This is a genomic window from Dyella sp. RRB7, assembly GCF_022761115.1.
Taxonomy (GTDB): domain Bacteria; phylum Pseudomonadota; class Gammaproteobacteria; order Xanthomonadales; family Rhodanobacteraceae; genus Dyella.
The window spans coordinates 1,062,924-1,083,412 of record NZ_JAKWJS010000001.1 but is presented as its reverse complement, the minus strand read 5'-3'; the positions used below and the strand labels follow the sequence as shown (position 1 = coordinate 1,083,412).

Here is a 20,489-nt window from a genome sequence, read left to right as displayed (position 1 = left end):
AGCGTCGAAGAAACCTGTTTCGACGATCAGTGCCTGGATGCGGTGGAGGTCGCGGCGGGTGGCGGCGTCACCACTTCCACCGGCGTGCTGGTGCTCGACGATGCGGGCACCCCGGTGCTGCCGGCGGGCGCGGGCGGGTTGAGCAGGCGGTCATGGGCATCGCGCACGTTCTGCAGCACGTCGGCGCTGTACCAGCGGCCATCCTGCTGCACCAGCTCCGATTCGAGCGACAGCGGCTTGCCGAGCAAGGTGTAGTCGATGCGCACGCGCGCATGCCCATTGCGGTTTTCCAGCGGGGTGACCCTCACCGAATCGAGGGTGTCGTCGATCGACAGGCCATAAATGCCCAGCACCTGCTTGATACCGAGGAAACCCGCGCTGTACTTCTGCATCGCGGTGTCGAAATCCATGGCGCGCATGGCCTCGGGCGTCTTCAGGTCGATCTTGCGGGCCGTGGCCACCGCCACGGCAATGGCCTGCCTGGCCCGCGCCTGGTCGAACCAGGGCGCCTGCTGGGCCCAGGGGGCGAGCACATTGATGACTTCGGTGGCCTGCTGCTTCTGCAGGTTGGTCAGCTGCTTGCTCTGGGCGACCCCGGTGGCGGCGATGGCCTGGGCCACGCCGATCATCACCGGCACCTGGTCGTGGTACTGCTGTTCCAGCTGGGTGAGCTTGGGCTTGGCCAGGGCGTAGAGCTTGGTCTCCGCATCCGGCGCGGTCAGCTGCTGCATGTTCTGGATGAAATCGGTCCGGTCCTCGGGGCTGATGGGCTGCGCTTCCGGGCGCGGGCGCGTCCAGTCGGCGCGCAGGGTGTCGTAGTCCGCCGGCGGCAGCGCGTGCTTCCAGAAGTTGGCGAAATCGCCGGCCTTGAGCAGCGCCACCGACTGCTGCACCGAGGCCTCCGGCGTTTCGCCGCCCGCGACCACGGGCACCGGCCCGGGCTTGTGCGAATGCATGAGCAGGACCGATCCCGCAGCCAGCAGCACCAGCGCGACGAATGCCCCAATGGCGAAATAAATGGATGAGCGACGCATGGAATCTCGAAAGGTAGCGCCCGGCGAACTCATGGGTACGGGGCGGTCGGCGGAGCGTAAGGGGGGCGGCTCCGTACGGACAAGAGCCGGGCGACGGGGCGCCCAAAAAGAAAACCCCGCGGGCGATGGGCCTCACGGGGTAATCCGGCAGAGCCGGAAGGGAAATGGCCTTGCCTGCGGAATTATCAAGGTCAGCAGGTGTTGGCGGGGAAGATCTTACTTCCCCGTTAAACCTAAAGCAATACTTTAGATTTGGTTGCGTAACTTATTGATTTTTATATTTGTACTTTAGTCGAAACGCAACGACTGGATCTTCTGTCGGCGGCGCTCGTCGCGCGGGGCCGTCCAGTCATTATTAAACAATGCGGGCTCCCATGCGCCATAGGTCGGGTTGGGCAGCACGAACCAGCGGGTGCCGATCCAGTCCATATACGGCGCCATGGCCTTCTCGCGCCCCTCGGTGGTGTTGGCCAGCACGCTCACAAAATCGCCGATCTGGTCGCCAAATTGCATTAAAACGCGATATTTGTGGCTGATCAGCTGGCGGCGGCAACCTTTCTCGGTGCCCACTTGCTCGCAGTCCTCGACGAAGGTGCCCAGGCCCAGGAAGGCGTCCGGGCCGGAGACGGGTAGGCCGACCTTGCGCAGATTGGCCAGGGTAACCTGATCCAGATCCTTGGCGCGGTTGGAAATGTAGATCACCGCCACGCCGTGCTTGGCCGCGAACTGGGTGAACTCCACCACGCCAGGCAGCGCGCGGGCGCGCTGCTCGTTGCACCAGGCGGCCCAGTCGGCCTCGTTGTATTCGCCGCCGCTCTTCACCAAGCGGGCCTGGTAGGGCGAGTTGTCCAGCACGGTTTCGTCGATATCGAGCACCACCGCCGGCGGCAGGCCCGTGGCCGGTGCGGCGCGGTCGCCCTTGGGCAGCGCGTCCCATTGCTTGTCGGCCAGCGCCGCCAGCAGGCGGGACTCGGCGTCGCGATAGGTCTGCATATAGATCAGGTCATGCTCGATCGCAGTCTGGCTCCAGGCGACGGCATTGAGGTTGTCGTCGGCCGGCGTGGTGGCCGGCGCCGTGACAGGCGTCGGGGTGGCGACGACGGGGGTCTTGGTAGGTGCGGCGGAACAACCGGCAAGCAGGATCAGGGCGGCAAGGGCCGCCGGCAAACGAACAGACATGAAGGATTCCCGTGGAAACTTGGCTATCAGGATCGGAGAAGTTTACGACACGGCGATGTCTGGCCCGGCTTTCCGTGGCGGATGACAGCAGGGTCCGGCGGATAGCCCAGGCATTCGAAGGGCTGGCGGCCATGCCTGCCTGCTGACAGACTCACCGGGCCCCCCATCGTATGAAGTTGCATGGAACCTGCCCTGTCCGTCCCGCGTTCGCCCTCGTTCGCCATCCGCGTGACCAGCTACGTGCTCGCGGGCGCGGCGTTGCTGCTGGTGCTGGGCTTGCGTCTGCTGCCGGCGCTGTTCGCGGGGCTGCTGGTGTACGAGCTGGTGCAGTCCACCGCGCCATTGCTGGGCAAGCGCGTGCCCAGCGACCGCGCACGGGTGCTGGTGGTGGCCCTGCTGGGCACCATCGTGGTGGGCCTGCTGGTGCTGCTGATCCTCAGCGCGGTGAGTTTCCTGCGCAATGAAATCGGCAATCCCGAGGTGATGTGGCAGCAGCAGCTGATGCCGCTGGTGGAAAAGGCGAGGGAGCAATTGCCGGCGTCCGTGGTGGGTTGGCTGCCGGACAGCGTGGACGACCTGCGGCTGATGGCGATGGAACTGACGCGCAAGCATTCGGTGAGCCTGCAGCTGGTGGGCAAGGAGGCGGCGCGGGTGTTCGTGCACATCCTGATCGGCATGGTGCTGGGCGCCATCGTGGCGCTGAGCCGGGCGCGGCCGGCCCATCAGGTGGGCCCGCTGGCGGCGGCACTCGGCCTGCGTGCGCAGCGACTGGCGGAAGCGTTCCACAACATCGTGTTCGCGCAGATCAAGATCTCGCTGCTCAATACCGTGTTCACCGCGATTTTCCTGCTTGGCGTGCTGCCGCTGCTGGATATCCATGTTCCGCTGGCCAAGACCCTGGTGGTGATCACCTTCATCGTCGGCCTGCTGCCGGTGATCGGCAACCTGATTTCCAACACCGCCATCACCATTGCCGGCCTGTCGATATCGCTGGGCGTGGGCATCGCCGCGCTGGGCTTCCTCATCCTCATCCACAAGCTCGAATACTTCCTCAACGCGCGCATCGTCGGCGGACAGATCCGCGCCCGCGCGTGGGAGTTGCTGGTGGCCATGCTGCTGATGGAAGCGGCCTTCGGCTTGCCCGGCCTGATTGCGGGGCCGATCTACTACGCCTATCTCAAGAGCGAATTGGAAGCCGAGCGGTTGATTTGAGCACCGCCCGCGACGGGCTCAGCTCGATGGCTCGGTGCCGAGCACGGCATCCAGCAGCGGCGCGTTGTCCAGCGGCTCACGCCAGCGATTGCCGTGCAGCAGGCTCTCCAGCGGCAGGCGTGAGCGCCAGCCGGCGGTTTCCAGCTCGGGGCGCGCGAGAAATTCGCTGACATAGCCCAGGCACAGATAGGCCACCGGCACCACGTGGTCGGGCAGGCCCAGCAGGGTGGCCAGCTCGGCGGGGTCGACAATGCTCACCCAGCCCACGCCGATGCCTTCGGCGCGTGCCGCCAGCCACAGGTTCTGCACCGCCAGGCAGGTGCTGAACAGGTCGGCATCCAGCATGGTGTTGCGACCCAGGACATGCGGGCCGCCGCGAGTGCGATCGCAGGTGATGCACAGGTTGATGGGGCTGTCGACGATGCCTTCCAGCTTCAGCCGCCGGTACAACGCCGCGCGTTCGCCCTCGAAACGGCCGGCGGCATCGGCGTTGGCACGTTCGTACAACGCTTTCATGGCCTGCTTGGTGGCCGCGCTGTCGATGACGATGAAATCCCACGGCTGCATGAAGCCCACCGACGGCGCGTGGTGGGCGGCGCGCAGCAGGCGGGCCAGTACGTCGGGAGCGATCGGGTCGGGCCGGAATTGCGAGCGGACGTCGCGCCGTTCGTGAATGGCGCGATAGAGCCCAGCGCGTTGTTCCTCGGGAAAGGCGTGCTCGCTCACCGTGCTCAACCTGCCAGCATCGCGGCGATCTTGGCCATGTGCGACTCGGCCGTTTCGCGCACGACTTCCTTGTCCGCTTCCGGGTCCTTGCCCTGCCAGTGCAGGTCGTCCTGCGGCAGTTCGTGCAGGAAGCGGCTGGGCTGGTTGCTGTGCACTTCACCGTAGCGCTTGGTCTTGGCCGACCACGACAGGGTGAGCATCTCCTTGGCACGGGTGATGCCCACGTACATCAGGCGACGTTCCTCATCGATGCGCCCCTCGTCGATGGCGCCATCGTGCGGCAGCGTGCCTTCCTCGCAACCCACGATGAAGACGAAGCGGAATTCCAGGCCCTTGGCCGCGTGCAGCGTCATCATGCGCACGGCGTTGCCGGGCTCGTCGCGGTCGGCGTGGCTGAGCAGGGCCAGCTGCGCGGCCAGGTCGCCCGCACTGTTGTTGCCGCGCTGCATGGCGCGGAACCAGTCGGCCAGTTCGCGCAGGTTGCCCAGGCGGCGCTCGCGCAATGCGGCGTCGGTGGTGGTGGCGGCGATCTGCGCGGCGTAGCCGGTGCGTTCGAGCACGGTTTCCACCAGGTCGGCCGCGCTCTGGTGCAGCGAGGCGCTGCGCAGTTCGTCCATCAGGGTGGTGAACGAGGCCAGTGCGGCGGCGGGGCGCGGGGTGAGCTGGCGCAGCACGGCGTCGCTGCGCGCGGCGTCGAGCAGGGGCGCGTGGCGGGTCTGCGCGATCTGGCCGAGCTTCTCCAGCGTGGTCGAGCCGATCTCGCGCTTGGGTACGTTGACCACGCGCAGGAAGGCGGCGTCATCGCTGGGGTTGGTCAGCAGGCGCAGGTAGCACAGCACGTCCTTCACTTCGGCGCGATCGAGAAAGCTCAGCGCGCCGGTGAGGTGATACGGCACGCGTGCCAGGCGCAGCGCCTTCTCCAGCGGGCGCGCCTGGAAGTTGCCGCGATAGAGGATGGCGATGTCGTGCCAGCGCGCCTTGTGCTTCTCCGCCAGGGTGACGGCGATGGCCGCGACGCGCTCGGCCTCGTGTTCGTTTTCCTTGCACTCCAGCACGCGGATCTGCGGCCCTTCCGGGTGTTCGCTCCACAGTTTCTTTTCGTGCAGGTGGGGGTTGTTGGCGATCAGCTTGTTGGCCGCGCGCAGGATGCGCTTGCCGCAGCGGTAGTTCTGCTCCAGCTTGATCACGCGCAGGCTCGGCCAGTCCTTGCCGAGCTGGTCGATGTTCTCGGGGTTGGCGCCGCGCCAGGCGTAGATGGACTGGTCGTCGTCGCCCACGCAGGTAAAGCTGCCACGTTCGCCGGCCAGCGCCTTGAGCAGGCGGTACTGCGCGTCGTTGGTGTCCTGGTATTCGTCCACCAGCAGGTAGCGCAGGCGCTCGCGCCAGGCGGCGCGACACTCGTCATCGGCCTCCAGGATGCGCAGCGGCAGGCGGATCAGGTCGTCGAAATCCACCGCGTTGAACGCGGCCAGGCGCTGCTGGTACAGCTGGTAGATCATCGCCGCGTCCAGCTCGCGCGGGCTGCGCGCGGCGGCCGAGGCCTCCTCCGGCGACAGGCCGGCATTCTTGGCGCGGCTGACCAGGTTGCGGATGCCGAACAGCACATCCGGCTTCACGCCCTTGGGCGAAAGCTCCTTGATGATGCCTTCGCTGTCGTCCGCGTCGAGCACCGAGAAACCCTTGCGCAGCCCGGCGCGCGCGTGCTCCATCTGCAGGAACTTCAGGCCCAGCGCGTGGAAGGTGCTGACGGTCAGCGCCGCCGCGTCTTCGGTGCTGATCAGCTTGGCCACGCGCTCGCGCATTTCCTTCGCCGCCTTGTTGGTGAAGGTGATCGCGGCGATCCGGGACGGTGCGAGCTTCTTGCGGGCGATGAGGTACGCGATCTTCTGCGTGATCACGCTGGTCTTGCCCGAGCCGGCGCCCGCCAGCACCAGCAGCGGGCCGTCGCAATGCTCGACGGCGGCCAATTGTTGCGGGTTCAGCATAAGGCGTGGGGGTCTGGAACGCGCTTGGCGTGGCGCGTGATGGTAGCAAATCGGCAGGCGGCGCAGGTGCCGCCATGCCCGCCCGCACGTTACCATGCAGTGTCCCAATCGCCGGCAAGTCCATGGCCAAGCTGTACTTCTATTACTCGGCAATGAATGCCGGCAAGACCACCACGCTGCTGCAGAGCGCCTACAACTATCACGAGCGCGGCATGCGCACGCTGATTCTTACGCCCGCGCTGGACAACCGCTTCGGCGAGGGCGTGGTGGCCTCGCGCATCGGCCTGAAGGCGAATGCGCGGCGCTTCGGTGCCGACGAGAATCTGCTGACCCTGGTGCAGGCCGACCTGGCCGCGCGCGGCGCCCTGCATTGCGTGTTCGTCGACGAGGCGCAGTTCCTCAGCAAGGTCCAGGTATGGCAGCTCAGCGATGTGGTGGACAAGCTGGACGTGCCGGTGCTGGCCTATGGCCTGCGCACCGACTTTCGCGGCGAGTTGTTCGAAGGCAGCCGTTACCTGCTGGCCTGGGCCGACAAGCTGGAAGAAATCAAGACCATCTGCCATACCGGCCGCAAGGCCACCATGGTGGTGCGCGTGGATGAACATGGACGCGCGGTCACCGACGGCCCGCAGGTTGAGATTGGCGGCAATGACCGCTATGTCTCGGTAAGCCGTGCCGAGTTCAAGAACATCACCGAAGGGCATGGCCGGATCGAACTGCAGCAGCCGGTGTTGCCGTTGGGCGAAGGGCATTGAGCCCTGCGCCATCACCCATAAGGAAAGGTATGTCCAAGGTCACCATCCCCGCCTGGCAGCGGCCCCACTGGCAGCCCAGCGACGAAGAAGCCCTGCTGCAGTTCTACGTGTTCGGCAAGTTCGAGCCGGTGCGTGCGCCCACCACCGATTACGGCAGCGAGGGCCTGCCCCAGGGCATGGAGCTGACCAGCCACCACCACAACGCGCTGCGCCAGTGGGAGGGTTATCCGCTCAAGGGCAGCGTCGGCCGCATGTTCAAGGACGATGCTCCTGAAGCTTACAAACTGGCGCTGGATGCACCCGAGGTACTGGTCGTGCGCGGCCGCCTGCCGGACAGCCCGGATACCGGCTATCTGCGCGACACGCTGGGCGTGCTGGCGGCCCTGCTGGACGTGGGCGGCACCGCCATCCTCGATCCGCAGACGCTCAGCCTGTACGACGCCGAGGGCTGGCGCCGGCAATACCTGGTGCGCGACGGCGCGCCCATCCGCCATCACCTGTTGATCCTGCGTGACGCGGAAGAACAGAAGGGCCGCTATTGGATCCACACGCGCGGCATGCGCAAGTTTGGCCGTCCGGATATCAGCCTCCGCAACGTTCCCGAAAGCGAGAGCGATCGCGCGGGTTTGTTGTGCGAGCGACTGGTGGAGTTGGAGGCGCTGGGTGCGCACTTTGCCGATGGGCAGCCGCTGGAGGCAGAGGGGCTGCCGGGGAACCTGGTGGCGCGGTTGGGTGGCGGATTCGAGGATCCGGAGTTCAACAATACGTTTGTTGAGTTTCGTTGGCCGGATTGATTTGGGTTTGGTTCCTTCTTCCCTATGGGGGCTCGCGGGAACGCGGTTTTGATCGTCATCCCCGCGAAAGAGGGGATCCCGTGACTTTCGCTTTTTCTCGGGCGGCATCCTGGCGATGGCGCCCGAAGTCGCAAAAACCCAAGCGAAAGACCTAACGCTGACAGCGCGGACACCAAAACGTCGATCGCTGCCCCAACACCACCTGTCGAATCGGCGTGCCACAAACCCGGCAAGGCTCACCTTCGCGCCCATACACCTGCAACTCGCGAAAGAAATACCCAGGCGCCCCATCCGGGTTGATGAAGTCGCGCAAGGTGGTGCCACCGCGCTCGATCGCCCACGCCAGGATGCGCTTCACTTCTGCCGCCAGCCTTGCATAGCGTGCACGCGACACGGAACCCGCCGGCTTGCGCGGATCGATGCCCGCCGCGAATAGCGCCTCGCTCGCGTAGATATTGCCCACGCCCACCACGATGGCGTTGTCCATCAGGAACAGCTTCACCGCCGCCTTGCGCCTTCGGGAAAGCTGCCACAACAGCTCGCCGTCGAAGTCGTCCGTGAGCGGCTCGGGGCCGAGCGATGCGAGCAATTCATGGATCTCGCCGGGCGCCTGCCACAGCAGGCAGCCGAAGCGGCGGGCGTCGGTGAAGCGAAGAATGCGCGGGCCTTCCGTAGCAGTCGGTTCCAGCGCAATGTCCACATGATCGTGCTTGCCCACCAGCGCGTCGGGCGGCAGCACGCGCAGCACGCCGGTCATGCCCAGGTGCAGCAATGGGCTGCCGGCCTGGGTGTGCAGTAGCAGGTATTTCGCACGCCGCTCGACCGATTCGATGCGCTGGCCAGGCAGCAGTTCGGTGATTTGCGCGGGAATCGGCCAGCGCAAATCCGGGCGACGTAGCGTCACGCCAGTGACGCGTCGACCGATCAGATGAGGGGCGATGCCGCGACGGGTGGTTTCAACTTCGGGCAACTCGGGCATCGACTACGACCAATCCGCGTGGAAGCTGCCTGGCTTGTCGACACGCTCGAACGTGTGTGCGCCAAAGTAATCGCGCTGTGCCTGCAGCAGGTTGGCGGGCAGTTGTTCGGCGCGATAGCCGTCGTAGTAGGCGATGGCCGAGGAGAAACACGGTACCGGTACGCCCGCATTCACCGCAGCGGACACCACCTCGCGCAGCGCACCCTGGTATTGCGCGGCAATGTCGCGGAAATACGGGTCCAGCAGCAGGTTTTTCAGTTGCGCGTCGCGTGCATAGGCATCGGTGATCTTCTGCAGGAAGCGCGCGCGGATGATGCAGCCGGCGCGGAAGATGCGCGCGATGGTGCCGTAGGGCAGGTCCCACTGGTATTCGTCCGACGCGGCACGCAGCTGCGCGAAGCCTTGGGCGTAGGAGACGATCTTGCTGAAGTAGAGCGCGCGCCGCACCGCCTCGATGAAGGCGGCGCGGTCGCCGCCGAACTTGCCGGGAGCCGGGCCGGGAAGGATATGGCTGGCGGCCACGCGCTCGTCCTTCAGCGCCGAAAGCAGTCGCGCGAACACCGATTCGGTGATCAGCGGCAGCGGCACGCCCAGATCCAGCGCACTCTGGCTGGTCCACTTGCCGGTACCCTTCTGCGCGGCGCGGTCGAGGATCACGTCGACCAGCGCCTTGCCTGTCTCCGGGTCTTTCTTGGTGAAGATGTCGGCGGTGATGCTGATCAGGTAGCTGTCCAGCTCGCCCTTGTTCCAGTCCGCGTAGACCGCGGCCAGTTCGTCATTGGACAGGCCGAGCACATGGCGCAACACCGAGTAGCTTTCGGCGATCAACTGCATGTCGCCGTATTCGATGCCGTTGTGCACCATCTTCACGTAGTGGCCGGCGCCGTTCGGACCCATGTAGGCCACGCAGGGCTCGCCATCGGGCGCGCGCGCGGCGATTTCGGTGAGGATGGGCGCGACCAGGTCGTAGGCTTCGCGCGGGCCGCCCGGCATGATCGAGGGGCCATGCAGCGCGCCTTCCTCGCCGCCCGATACGCCGGTGCCGATGAAATGCAGGCCCGCCGCCTGCATCTCGCTTTCGCGGCGGATGGTGTCCTTGAAGAAGGTGTTGCCGCCGTCGATCACGATGTCGCCCTTGTCCAGCAGGGGCTTGAGGTCGGCCAGGGTGGCATCGGTGGGCTCGCCGGCCTTCACCATCAGCAGGATGCGGCGGGGCTTTTCCAGCGAGTCGACGAATTCCTGCAGCGTATAGGTGGGTACCAGCCGCTTGCCCGGGTTCTGGGCGATGACCTCGTCGGTGCGTTCGCGGTGTCGGTTGTAGACGGATACCGCATGGCCGCGGCTTTCGATGTTGAGGGCCAGGTTGCTGCCCATCACCGCCATGCCGACTACGCCGATCGCCTGCTGACTCATGTCATCGCTCCTGCCTGGGGATCACCTTCATATGGGGAGGTGTGGCCGGGGTGCAAGTGGCCTGCGGAAGCTAGCGCGCCTTCAACGCCTCGTTGGTGGCTTGGCGCGGCATATAGCGGATGGAAATCAACGCCACCCGGTCGCCCACGCGCACATAGCGCTGTGGGCCGGTGACCGAGGTTTCCCCGAACTCGATCCGCTGGCCATCCAGGCTGAGCACGGCCAGCGGAGGCGCCAGCCCGATCTTGGCGGGCACGAAGTCGCTCAAGGGGCGCCAGCTGAGCACGGCGGCCGCGGCGGTGTCGGCCAGCTCGCCCAGGCGGCCGTCATCGGCACGGGCCGGCGTGCCATCGATACGCCACCAGTGGCCGTCGCGTCTGGCGTAATGCTCCTCCGGGCCATTGCCGACGGCCAGCGCCACCTCGGTGATGGCCTCGGGGGCGAGTTGGAGCAGGGTACCGGGCGCGGCATCGTGGTCGCGCCGCCACTGCCAGCCGGCCACGGCGGCCAGCACGAGCGCACCGCCGATCAGCCACAAGCGCTGGCGCGTCGCCCGCTTCATGCGCGCCGGCGCCGCCAGGCGATCCAGCCGCCGATGGCCAGCAGCAGCAGCGGCAAGACCACCAGGAAACCCAGGGTGACGGCGCTGAGCTGCGCCTGCGACATCTGCAGCACGCGATCGGGCGCGCCGCGCGGCGGCAGATTTACCAGTGCGTCGTCGCCCAGCAGCCAGTCGAAGATGCGCTCGCCCAGCGCGCGGTTGCCGCCATTGCCCAGGAAGGTGTTGGAGAGGAAGTCGCCGTCGCCGATCACCACCACGCGCTGTTCGGCCTTGTCCGGGCTCGGCGACAGCCGGCTCATGGCGAAGCCGAAGTCGAGCGGGCCCTTCAGCTCACCCGCGTTGGCGTCGTACTGGATGGTGGAGCTCTGCGCGTTGTCGATCGGCTTGAACTCGGTCCAGCTCTGCGCGCTGGAGCGCAGGAACGCGCCGACCTTCCAGTCCGTGCGCGCGGCCAGCGCCAGCGCGGAAACCTGCGGGAACAGCGTGGTCAGCGTGAAGCCCCGGGTGATCGCGTGCGGCGGGTAATCACCCAGTGCGATCATGCGCGGATCCTTCAGGCCCAGCGCCGCGCCTTGTCCGTCGACCAGCACGCCCGGCAGCATGCGGATGCCCAGCGCGTCGGCCAGCGGCTGCAGGTGCAGGTCGTCGTTGGACGGCTCGCTGAGCCACAGCAGATTGCCGCCGTTGGCCACGTAGTCGGTGAGCGCCTTCACCGCACCTTCGGGCAGCGCCATCTCGGGGCTGGCGAGCACCACCAGGTCGGTATGCTGGGGTACCGCGGTCACCTGGGCGAAGTTCAGCGGCACGGCGCGCATGCCGCGGCCTTCCAGCTGCGCCATGAAGGTGCCCAGGTCCGCGTTGCCCTTGTCGTCGGGGCGCCGCTCGCCGTCGCCGGAAACGAAGGCCACGATGCGCTCGCCGCCGCGCGCGAGGCGTTCCAGCGCATTGGTGAGGCTGCGTTCGGACAGTTCGTCCAGGCGCTGCTCGCGGCCCTGGTAGTGGATGATCAGCGCGCCATCGACGGTGATGCCCAGCTCGCGCATCGCTGCCGGGTCCTGCTGCGGGTCGACGAAGCGCAGCGTGAGATCACGCTTCGCCTGCTGGTAGCGCTGCACGAAGCCGGCGATGGTGTGGCGCAGGTCGCCTTGCGGATTGGCGTAGCTGACGATGTCCACCGGACCGTGCAAGGCATCGAGCACGGCGCGGCTCTCGGGGGAAAGGCTGGCGCGGCCGCCATAGGTCCAGTCGGCCACGTGGTCGTAGCGGTTGGTGAGGTAGCCGATGGCGCCCGCGCCCAGCAGCAGCGCCAGCGCAAACAGCCATCCATTCACATGCCGGAACAGGCGCTTCATCAGCCGCGCTCCCGTTCGGCGGCGAGGCGTTGCGTGGCCAGCGCCAGCGCCACCACGATCACCAGCACGAACCAGGCGATGTCCGCCGTGGAGACCAGCCCGCGCAGCAGGGTTTCCAGGTGCCCGCTCAGCGCCAGCCAGTTGAACACGCCGCTGGTGGCGCCGGCTTTCTGCGCGGCGATGTTCACGCCGGCCAGCGCAAGGCCGATGGTGAGCGCGATGCTGGCGGCAATCGACGCGTGCGAGGCATAGGCCGAGCAGGCCACGCCGATGGCGGCGAGCGCGGCCAGGGTCAGCAGCAGCCCCAGCGAGGCGGCGGCCAATTTGCCCCAGTCCAGCGTGACGCCGTGGGCAAGGCTCAACGGCATCGCCAGCGCCAGCGCCAGCCACAGCACCAGCCACAGCATCAGCGCGAGGTACTTGCCCAGCACGATGCGCGAGGCGGGCAGGCCGGCCGCGAACCACAACGGCAGCGTGCCGTTGCTGCGTTCCCCGGCCAGCGTGGACATGGTCAGCAGCGGCACGATCACCAGCGCCAGCTCGGCCACGCCGAACGGCAGGATGCCGCCGGTAAGGATGCTGCTGAGCATCGGCACGCCGACCAGGTCGGTATAACCCGGCCCGCCGGGCAGCGCCGCCAGCTTGATCTGTCCGGCCAGAAAGCCGCCCAGCAGCAGCACGAAACGCCAGGCCAGCTGCGCCAGCGTGAGCGCGGCCAGCACCCAGGCCAGCGGGCGGGCAAACAAACGGCGCAGCTCCAGCCGCGTCACGGCGAGCACGCTCATGCGGCCTGCATCCTGTCGCCCGGGCCATCGCCGCGCATGGCGATATCGAAGAAGGTCTGTTCCAGCATCTTGTGGTCGTCGCCGTGGATCGGGCTGTCGTAGCGCAGCCGGCCTTCGTGCAGGATCGCCACCCGATCACACGCTGCCGTTACCTCGGCCAGCAGATGGGTGGAAAGAATGATGGCCGTGCCGGCCGCGGCCTGTTCGCGGATGACCGACCGCAGCGCCGCCACCTGCACCGGATCGAGCGCATTGGCCGGCTCGTCCAGCACCAGCAGGGACGGACCATGCAGCAACGCGCAGGCCAGCCCGAGGCGCTGGCGCTGGCCCTGCGACAGCACGCCGGCCAGGCGACGCGCCAGCGGCCCCAGTTCCAGCCGTTCGACGATGCGCTGGCGGGCCTGGGCCAGCGCCGTGCCGTGCAGGCCGCGCAGGCGACCGTGGGCGTCCAGGTGTTCGCTGACGGTCAGTTCCGGCCACAGCGGGGCACGTTCCGGCAGCCAGCCGATGGCGCGGCTGGCCAGCTCCGGGTGCTCGATGAAGTCCTTGCCGTTCAGCTGGATGGACCCGCTGTCGGGCACCAGCGCACCGGCAATCATGGCCAGGGTGGTGGACTTGCCCGCTCCGTTGACCCCCAGCAAACCCAGTACCTGACCGGCGTCCAGCCGCAGGCTGAGATCGGCCACCGCAGGGCGTCCGGCCCGATGGCGGGTGATGTGATCCAGTTGCAATACGGCAGTAGGCGCGTTCATTGCATGATTGTCACGGCGCCCCCAACTTCACACAACAGGGTGAGGGCGCTTGTGCGCGGCACAGCACATTAACCTCGTCACGCCAAAGAGGTGCGACAATATTTTGCGCTGTCCATGCTGGCGGGTACGGAAACCCCTCGCTTAGACTGAAAATCCATACCCCTGGGTGTTTCCCCGATGCTCGACGCAGTCCTCAATTTCCTGTCCAACGGCATCACGCATGCCGGTTGGGTCAGCATGCTTGTCTATATGCTGGTCATGACGCAGCTCACCATCTTCACGGTGACGCTGTACCTGCACCGCTGCCAGACCCATCGCGGCGTGGACCTGCACCCGGTGGTGGCGAATTTCTTCCGCTTCTGGGGCTGGCTCACCACGGGCATGGTCACCAAGGAGTGGGTGGCGGTGCATCGCAAGCACCACGCCAAGGTCGAGACCGAGGAAGATCCGCATAGCCCGCAGATCTACGGCATCAAGAAGGTGTTCTGGGACGGCGTGTCGCTGTACCGCGACGCCAGCGAAGTGAAGGAAGATCTCGAGAAGTACGGCCGCGGCACCCCGGACGACTGGATCGAGCGCAGGCTCTACAGCGCGCATCCGTATTGGGGGCCGGCGCTGATGCTGATCATCGACCTCGCCCTGTTCGGCGTGATCGGTGCCGCCCTGTGGGCCGTGCAGATGATCTGGATCCCGTTCTGGGCCGCCGGCTTCGTCAACGGCATCGGCCACTGGTGGGGCTACCGCAACTTTGAGAGCGCCGACACCGCCACCAACCTCATCCCATGGGGTTTCTGGATCGGCGGCGAAGAGCTGCACAACAACCACCACGCTTTCCCGAGCTCGGCCAAGTTCGCCCTGCGCAAGTGGGAGTTCGACATCGGCTGGGCCGCCATCTGCGCCCTGCGCGCGGTCGGCTTGGCCAAGGTGCTGCGTGTGGCGCCCGCGCTCGACGTGCGCCCCAACGTGCACCTGCCGGATGCCGAGACGCTCAAGGGCGTACTCACCCACCGCTTCGCGGCGATGACCGACTACTACCGCAACGTGATCATGCCGACCCTGCGCGACGAAGCGCAGCATGCCGGCGAGAACATCAAGTCGGTACCGCGTCGCCTGCGCCGCGCGCTGGCCGATGGCGGCCGCTGGTTGGACAACGAAGGTCGCGAGCGCATGCAGTCCGTGCTGGCCAAGCGTCCGAACCTCAACACCGTGTGCGATTTCCGCAACCGCCTGGCGGCCCTGATGGAGCAGCGCGGTGCCGACCAGGCCTTGAAGGGCCTGCAGCAGTGGATCGCCGAAGCCGAGCAGAGCGGCATCCGCGCCCTGCAGGAGTTCGCCGCCCGCCTGAAGGGCTACTCGGTGGCCAACGCCTGACCGGTTCGGTCAAGTCACATGAAGAGCCCGCCGCAAGGCGGGCTTTTTTATTGGGCGACTTGGGGTAGTTAGGGCAACAAAAAACCCGCCTTGCGGCGGGCTTTTCGTGAAGGCGGCTGGCTCCCTGCTTTCGCAGGGATGACCAAATGGCTAGCCACGCGCTGCGCGCGTGGGCCATTGGGTCACTTGATCTTGCCTTCCTTGTAGATCACGTGCTTGCGAACGACCGGATCGTACTTCTTGAACTCGAACTTTTCCGGAGTGTTCTTCTTGTTCTTCTGCGTGGTGTAGAAGTGGCCGGTGCCGGCCGAAGAGATCAGGCGGATCTTGTCTTGCTTGCTGTTAGCCATGGCTCAATCCTCAGATCTTTTCGCCGCGGGCGCGCAGGTCGGCGAGCACGGCTTCGATGCCGTTCTTGTCGATCGTGCGCAGGGCGTGGTTGGAAACGCGCAGCTTCACCCAGCGGTTCTCGCTCGGGACCCAGAAACGGCGCTCATGCAGGTTCGGCAACCAGCGGCGACGGGTTTTGTTGTTGGCATGCGAGACGTTGTTACCGGTCTGCACACCCTTTCCGGTGACTTGGCAAATACGGGCCATGATGACCTCCTATAGGGCGCCCTGGGGCGCGTTTGCCACCCGTTAGCCAGGGCGGCATCGGCCCAGCGGCGACTGGCGCCACGCGATGCTGGTGGATGGTGCTTTTGGGGCCGCCGTGAGGTTCGCATCGCGTCGCGAACGTGCCCGATGGGTCGGGTCGGCAGGGTCCAGCCGGTTATTCTCCCAGAAAAACAGGGCGGTGCGCAATCTTTGCCCACGTGTAGGGCATTGCCGCATGGCAGGCCGCAGGGATGTATGGAACAATCCAGCTCTTTGCGTATTCACGCACCGCACACGAACGAGGGTTACCCCAATGGCAGATATCGCCGCCAACGGCCAGGCTGGCCAGCCGCAGCTGGTGCTGCAGAAGATCTACATCAAGGACGTCTCCTACGAGGCGCCCAACGCCCCGCAGATCTTCCAGGAAGTCGGTGAGACCGAGCATCAACCGCAGGTCCAGCTGAACCTGGGCCAGAAGTCCATGGACATGGGCAACGACCTGTATGAAGTGGTGCTGAGCCTTACCCTGACCTGTTCCCTGGGCGAGCGCACCGCTTACCTGGCCGAAGTGCAGCAGGCTGGCGTGTTCGGCATCGCCGGTTTCAGCGAGGAAGACCGGGCCGGCATCCTCAACAGCTACTGCCCGAACCTGCTGTTCCCGTACGCGCGCCAGATGCTCTCCGCGCTCGTGCTGGAAGGTGGCTTCCCGCCGTTCCTGCTGCAGCCGATCAATTTCGATGCCCTGTACGCCGAGCAGCAGCGCCGCGTGCTGACCGGCAGCGCCGCCCCGACGCTCAACAGCTAAGCCAGCCTTATGGTCGAGCGTCCGACCCTGGCCGTCCTGGGTGCCGGTTCCTGGGGCACCGCACTGGCGGCCCTCGCCGCGCGCAACCAGGTACCGACCCGGCTGTGGGGGCGCGATGCCTCCGCGCTGGCGGCGATGGCCGAAACCCATCGCAACCAGCGTTACCTGCCGGATGTCGAGCTGCCCCCCGAACTGGCCTATGAGCCCGACCTGGCCGCCGCCCTGCGCGGCGCCCAGGTGGTGCTGATCGTGGTGCCCAGCCATGCGTTCGCCTCCATGCTGGAGGACATCGAGCCGTGGCTGGAACCCGGTGCCCGCATTGCCTGGGCCACCAAGGGCTTCGAGCCCGGCACCGGCCGTTTCCTGCATGAGCTGGTGGATGAGCGCTTCCCGGGTCGCCCGGCGGCCGTGGTCACCGGGCCGTCATTCGCCAAGGAAGTGGCTGCCGGCATGCCCAGCGCCGTCACCGTGCATTCCGATGACGAAGCCTTTGCGCACGAGCTGGCGCTGCTGCTGCATGCGCCGAATTTCCGCGCGTATTCCGGCAGCGACGTGCTGGGTGCTGAGCTGGGTGGCGCCATGAAGAACGTGCTGGCGGTGGCCACCGGTGTCGCCGACGGCATGGCGCTGGGGCTGAACGCCCGCGCCGGCCTCATTACCCGTGGCATGAACGAGATGCTGCGCCTGGGCGTGGCGCTCGGCGCGCGTCCGGAAACCCTGATGGGCCTGGCGGGCCTGGGCGACCTGGTGCTGACCTGCACCGGCGACCTCTCGCGCAACCGCCGCCTGGGCCTGGCGCTGGGTCGCGGGCAGGCCATCGACGGGGCCGTCCGCGAGATCGGCCAGGTGGTGGAAAGCGTGCTCACCGCCGACGAGGTGGCGCGCCTGGCCACCAAGCACGGCCTGGACCTGCCCATCAGCAGCGGTGTACGCGCCGTGCTGCACGGTGAGGTCACCCCGGTCGAGGGGCTGAAGGCGCTGATGGCGCGCCAGCAGAAGCCCGAGTACCCGAAAGGCCTGTTCGAGCCGGTCTGAACGATGACATCCCGTGTCTTGGCGTCCGGTGTGAAAAACCGGGCGCTGAGACGCGCACGCATGCGACACCCTTGCTAAGCTGAATCTTTTGGTCGCCCTAGCGAACCGAATGCGCATGCAGTCACCGGACGATAAACAGCACGGCGGTCTGACCACGCAACGCAGCGACAGCGGCGACGAGCCCCTGTTGCCCGGTGTCTGGCGCAAGCTGCTGGCGTCGCCTCCGCCAGGGGTCACCCACGAGCGCGGGGTGCTTGGCTTTTTCCTTGAGGTGATGTTGGAGGAAGGGCTGGCCTATGCGCACCTGGACGTGGCGCCGGTGCTGCTGACCGTGGCCGAGCAGGGCCGTTTCGTGCGCCCGGCGCCGCTGGACAGCAAGCATCTTGCGCAGCATCCGCTGGAGCCGCACGAACAACGGCTGGCCGCCACCGTGCTGGGTCTGCCGCAGAGCCTGCGCAAGAGCCGCAGCTACGCGCGGCTGTCCGGCCATGTGGGCGACGCGTTGCTGGCGGAAATCCTCGATACCTCGCCGTGCTTCCTTGGCGGCCTGGCCGGCCTGCGCGTCTCTCGCGGCAAGTCGCACCAGCTCAACTGGCAATGGCTCATGGAACAGGACGGCAGCCAGCGGCTGGTGCCCTCGTTGCCGGCCAACCATCGCCTGCTGCGCATCGATGGCCTGTGGTATCTCGACGCCGAGCGCGCCGAGCTGGGCCATCTGGAGGCGCCGCCGGAAGAAGCGCAGTGGCTGGACCTGCCGCCGCTGAAGCACGAATACAGCCAGCGCCTGCGCGATGCCCTGCCGCACAGCCGCCTGTCGCACCGCCTGCCGTTGCCCCAGGTGCTGGGCGAGCTGCGTCGCGCCGAGCTGGCGCCCAAGCCGGTGCTGACCCTGCACGCGCTCACCCGCCATGCGCGGCTGGCGGCCGGCACGCCGCCGCTGGCATATGCGCGCCTGGCCTTCGACTACGCCGGCGAGCGCCTGCCGGGCCGTGGCGGCGAGCCGCTGGTGCGCCGCGTGCGCAACGGCCACCTGGTGGAAATCACCCGCCGTCGCGCGGAAGAACTCTCCGCGATGGAGCAGCTCGAACGCGCCGGCCTCACCCCGGGCGTGGATACCGAAGGCCTGCCCTGGGATCTGGCCGATACGCTGCCCGACGATGCATGGCTGTTCCCCGGCAAGGGTTACGCCGGTGCACTGGAAGTGAACACGCCCGCGCGCTGGCTGGCGCTGCGTCCCAAGCTGGAGGCGGAAGGCTTCCTGCTCGACTACGCGCCCAGCTTCCCGTTCGAAGTGCTGGAAGGCCCAGTGCGCTGGTACGGCAACGCGGTGGAAGACACCGATGACCATGCCTTCGACCTGGAAATCGGCATCGAGGTGGAAGGCAAGCGCCACAACCTGCTGCCCGCCGTGGCGCAGGCGCTGGCCGAGCATCAGTTGAACCTGAGCCCCGCCCCGAATGAGCCCGAAGACGCCGTGTGGTACGCGCCGGTGGACGAACGCCGCCGCGTGCCGGTGCGCCTGAAGGAATTGCGCGGCCTGCTGGCGCCGCTGGCCGAATACCTCGAACGCCCGCGCAAGAAACTCCACCTGCCGCGCGTGCAGGCCGGCCGCCTGGAAGAACTGGTCGAGGCGCTGCCCAGCGGTGGCGCCCTGGAAGCACCCGACGCATTGCGCGGCTTTACCGCGCGCCTGCGCGACGCGGCCGAGCGCGCCAGCGATGCGGTGCCCGAAGGGCTTACCGTCGAACTGCGCCCGTACCAGCGCGAGGGCCTGCGCTGGCTCAACGCGCTGGCCGAGGCCGGGGTGGGCGGCGTGCTGGCCGATGACATGGGCCTGGGCAAGACCCTGCAGCTGATCACCCACCTGCTGGCGCTGAAGGAGCGCGGCGCGCTGACCCAGCCGGCGTTGGTGGTGGTGCCCACCAGCCTGATTCCGAACTGGCAGGCGGAAGTGGCGCGCTTCGCGCCGGCCTTGCGCGTGCTGGCGCTGCATGGGCCGCAGCGCGGCGGCGACTTCTCGCAGCTGGGCGCGCAGGACATCGTGCTGACCAGCTATGCGCTGCTGCCGCGCGATGTGGTGACGCTGCGCAAGCAGCCGTTCGCGCTGATCGTGCTGGACGAGGCGCAGCAGGTGAAGAACCCGCGCACGCAGGCGCGCCGCGCCGTGCTGAGCCTGCGCGCGCCGCGCTGCATCTGCCTCACCGGCACGCCGCTGGAGAATCACCTGGGCGAGCTATGGTCGCAGGTGGATCTGGCCGTGCCCGGCCTGCTCGGCGACGAGGGCGCGTTCCGTCGCCACTACCGGGTGCCGATCGAGCGTCACCGCGATATCGATTGCCAGGATCGCCTCAATCGCCGCCTCGCGCCGTTCATCCTGCGCCGGACCAAGTCGCAGGTGGCCTCCGAGCTGCCGCCCAAGACCGAGATCACCCGGCGCGTGGTGCTGGAGGGCCGCCAGCGCGAGCTGTACGAAAGCCTGCGCCTGTCGCTGGCGGAAGAGCTGCGCGAGGTGATCGCGCAGCGTGGCATCTCGCACAGCGGCATCGTGGTGCTCGATGCGCTGCTCAAGCTGCGCCAGGTCTGCTGCGATCCGCGGCTGGTGAAGCTGGAAGCGGCGCGCGGCGTGCGCGACTCGGCCAAGTTCGAGCTGCTGATGGACATGCTGCCCGCCTTGCTGGCGGAAGGCCGCAAGGTGCTGCTGTTCTCGCAGTTCACCGAAATGCTCAAGCTGATCGCGCACGAACTGGATCGCCAGCGCATCCGCTATGTCACGCTCACTGGTGAAACGCGCGATCGCGCCGAGCCGGTGCGCCAGTTCCAGGAAGGCGAAGTGCCGCTGTTCCTGCTGTCACTGAAGGCCGGCGGCGTGGGCCTCAACCTCACCGCGGCCGATACGGTGATCCACTACGACCCGTGGTGGAATCCCGCCGCCGAGGCGCAGGCCTCCGATCGCGCGCATCGCATCGGCCAGGACAAGCCGGTGTTCGTGTTCCGCCTGATCACCGGCGGCACGGTGGAGGAGCGCATCGAGGAGTTGAAGGCGCGCAAGGCCGAGCTGGCCGAGGCGGTGCTGGAAGGTGGCGGTACGCGCGAGAAGCTCAGTTTCGACCAGTCCGATCTGGATGCGCTGCTGGCGCCGGGTTGAACGCCCTC

Annotated in this window: 19 protein-coding genes; 7 read left to right on the top strand and 12 right to left on the bottom strand. The window is 67.1% G+C overall.

Features of this window, described 5'->3' with window-relative positions; genetic code table 11:
• Positions 1-26: 26 nt before the first annotated feature.
• Both MJ606_RS04830 and MJ606_RS04825 read right to left on the bottom strand, forming a co-directional pair.
• Positions 27-1,034 (bottom strand): hypothetical protein, encoded by a 1,008-nt coding sequence (locus MJ606_RS04830; protein ID WP_243048259.1) that lies wholly within the window; start codon positions 1,032-1,034, stop codon positions 27-29.
• A gap of 288 nt (positions 1,035-1,322) precedes the next feature.
• On the bottom strand, positions 1,323-2,213 hold the full coding sequence (locus tag MJ606_RS04825) for an HAD family acid phosphatase (protein WP_243048258.1): 891 nt from the start codon (positions 2,211-2,213) through the stop codon (positions 1,323-1,325).
• Between the two features lie 180 nt (positions 2,214-2,393).
• Between MJ606_RS04825 and MJ606_RS04820 the strand changes: the two genes are divergently transcribed.
• Positions 2,394-3,425 (top strand): AI-2E family transporter, encoded by a 1,032-nt coding sequence (locus MJ606_RS04820; protein WP_243048257.1) that lies wholly within the window; start codon positions 2,394-2,396, stop codon positions 3,423-3,425.
• Between the two features lie 18 nt (positions 3,426-3,443).
• Here MJ606_RS04820 and bluB read toward each other — a convergent pair whose 3' ends face one another.
• Both bluB and MJ606_RS04810 read right to left on the bottom strand, forming a co-directional pair.
• Positions 3,444-4,151 carry a 5,6-dimethylbenzimidazole synthase gene (bluB, locus tag MJ606_RS04815; protein WP_243048256.1) on the bottom strand — a complete coding sequence of 236 codons (708 nt, stop codon included), beginning with the start codon at positions 4,149-4,151 and terminating at the stop codon, positions 3,444-3,446.
• A gap of 5 nt (positions 4,152-4,156) precedes the next feature.
• The gene (locus MJ606_RS04810; protein ID WP_243048255.1) at positions 4,157-6,136 is read right to left on the bottom strand and encodes a UvrD-helicase domain-containing protein; all 1,980 of its coding nucleotides are present in this window, start codon (positions 6,134-6,136) and stop codon (positions 4,157-4,159) included.
• A gap of 122 nt (positions 6,137-6,258) precedes the next feature.
• Between MJ606_RS04810 and MJ606_RS04805 the strand changes: the two genes are divergently transcribed.
• On the top strand, positions 6,259-6,891 hold the full coding sequence (locus MJ606_RS04805) for a thymidine kinase (protein WP_243048254.1): 633 nt from the start codon (positions 6,259-6,261) through the stop codon (positions 6,889-6,891).
• Between the two features lie 29 nt (positions 6,892-6,920).
• Entirely contained in the window at positions 6,921-7,685 is a 765-nt protein-coding gene (locus tag MJ606_RS04800) for a hypothetical protein (RefSeq protein ID WP_243048253.1), read from the top strand.
• Positions 7,686-7,836: 151 nt separating this feature from the next.
• Here MJ606_RS04800 and mutM read toward each other — a convergent pair whose 3' ends face one another.
• From mutM to MJ606_RS04770, 6 genes are all read right to left on the bottom strand, one after another.
• On the bottom strand, positions 7,837-8,664 hold the full coding sequence (gene mutM / locus MJ606_RS04795) for a bifunctional DNA-formamidopyrimidine glycosylase/DNA-(apurinic or apyrimidinic site) lyase (RefSeq protein WP_243048252.1): 828 nt from the start codon (positions 8,662-8,664) through the stop codon (positions 7,837-7,839).
• Between the two features lie 3 nt (positions 8,665-8,667).
• Positions 8,668-10,077: an NADP-dependent phosphogluconate dehydrogenase gene (gene gndA / locus MJ606_RS04790; protein WP_243048251.1), complete on the bottom strand. Its 1,410-nt coding sequence runs from the start codon at positions 10,075-10,077 to the stop codon at positions 8,668-8,670.
• A gap of 70 nt (positions 10,078-10,147) precedes the next feature.
• A complete protein-coding gene (locus MJ606_RS04785; RefSeq protein WP_243048250.1) occupies positions 10,148-10,639 on the bottom strand; it encodes a DUF4340 domain-containing protein in 492 nt (163 codons plus the stop codon).
• On the bottom strand, positions 10,636-11,991 hold the full coding sequence (locus tag MJ606_RS04780; protein WP_243048249.1) for a DUF4350 domain-containing protein: 1,356 nt from the start codon (positions 11,989-11,991) through the stop codon (positions 10,636-10,638). Before MJ606_RS04780 ends, MJ606_RS04785 begins: the two co-directional genes overlap by 4 nt.
• On the bottom strand, positions 11,991-12,776 hold the full coding sequence (locus tag MJ606_RS04775; protein WP_243048248.1) for an ABC transporter permease: 786 nt from the start codon (positions 12,774-12,776) through the stop codon (positions 11,991-11,993). Before MJ606_RS04775 ends, MJ606_RS04780 begins: the two co-directional genes overlap by 1 nt.
• Positions 12,773-13,528, bottom strand: a complete 756-nt coding sequence (locus MJ606_RS04770) for an ABC transporter ATP-binding protein (protein WP_243048247.1) — start codon at positions 13,526-13,528, stop codon at positions 12,773-12,775. Before MJ606_RS04770 ends, MJ606_RS04775 begins: the two co-directional genes overlap by 4 nt.
• Positions 13,529-13,705: 177 nt before the next feature.
• Here MJ606_RS04770 and MJ606_RS04765 point away from each other — a divergent pair, with 177 nt between their 5' ends.
• On the top strand, positions 13,706-14,899 hold the full coding sequence (locus tag MJ606_RS04765; RefSeq protein WP_243048246.1) for a fatty acid desaturase: 1,194 nt from the start codon (positions 13,706-13,708) through the stop codon (positions 14,897-14,899).
• A gap of 182 nt (positions 14,900-15,081) precedes the next feature.
• Here MJ606_RS04765 and rpmG read toward each other — a convergent pair whose 3' ends face one another.
• Together rpmG and rpmB are read right to left on the bottom strand one after the other, a co-directional pair.
• Positions 15,082-15,249: a 50S ribosomal protein L33 gene (gene rpmG / locus MJ606_RS04760; RefSeq protein WP_008211962.1), complete on the bottom strand. Its 168-nt coding sequence runs from the start codon at positions 15,247-15,249 to the stop codon at positions 15,082-15,084.
• Between the two features lie 10 nt (positions 15,250-15,259).
• On the bottom strand, positions 15,260-15,496 hold the full coding sequence (rpmB, locus tag MJ606_RS04755) for a 50S ribosomal protein L28 (RefSeq protein ID WP_102301867.1): 237 nt from the start codon (positions 15,494-15,496) through the stop codon (positions 15,260-15,262).
• A gap of 313 nt (positions 15,497-15,809) precedes the next feature.
• On the opposite strand from rpmB, the gene secB reads away from it, so the two are divergent.
• The 3 genes from secB (at position 15,810) to MJ606_RS04740 (ending at position 20,481) form a co-directional block, all read left to right on the top strand.
• A complete protein-coding gene (gene secB, locus MJ606_RS04750; RefSeq protein ID WP_243048245.1) occupies positions 15,810-16,301 on the top strand; it encodes a protein-export chaperone SecB in 492 nt (163 codons plus the stop codon).
• Positions 16,302-16,310: 9 nt separating this feature from the next.
• Positions 16,311-17,336 (top strand): NAD(P)H-dependent glycerol-3-phosphate dehydrogenase, encoded by a 1,026-nt coding sequence (locus MJ606_RS04745; RefSeq protein WP_243048244.1) that lies wholly within the window; start codon positions 16,311-16,313, stop codon positions 17,334-17,336.
• 115 nt (positions 17,337-17,451) lie between these two features.
• The gene (locus MJ606_RS04740; RefSeq protein ID WP_243048243.1) at positions 17,452-20,481 is read left to right on the top strand and encodes a DEAD/DEAH box helicase; all 3,030 of its coding nucleotides are present in this window, start codon (positions 17,452-17,454) and stop codon (positions 20,479-20,481) included.
• The last annotated feature ends 8 nt before the right edge of the window (positions 20,482-20,489 follow it).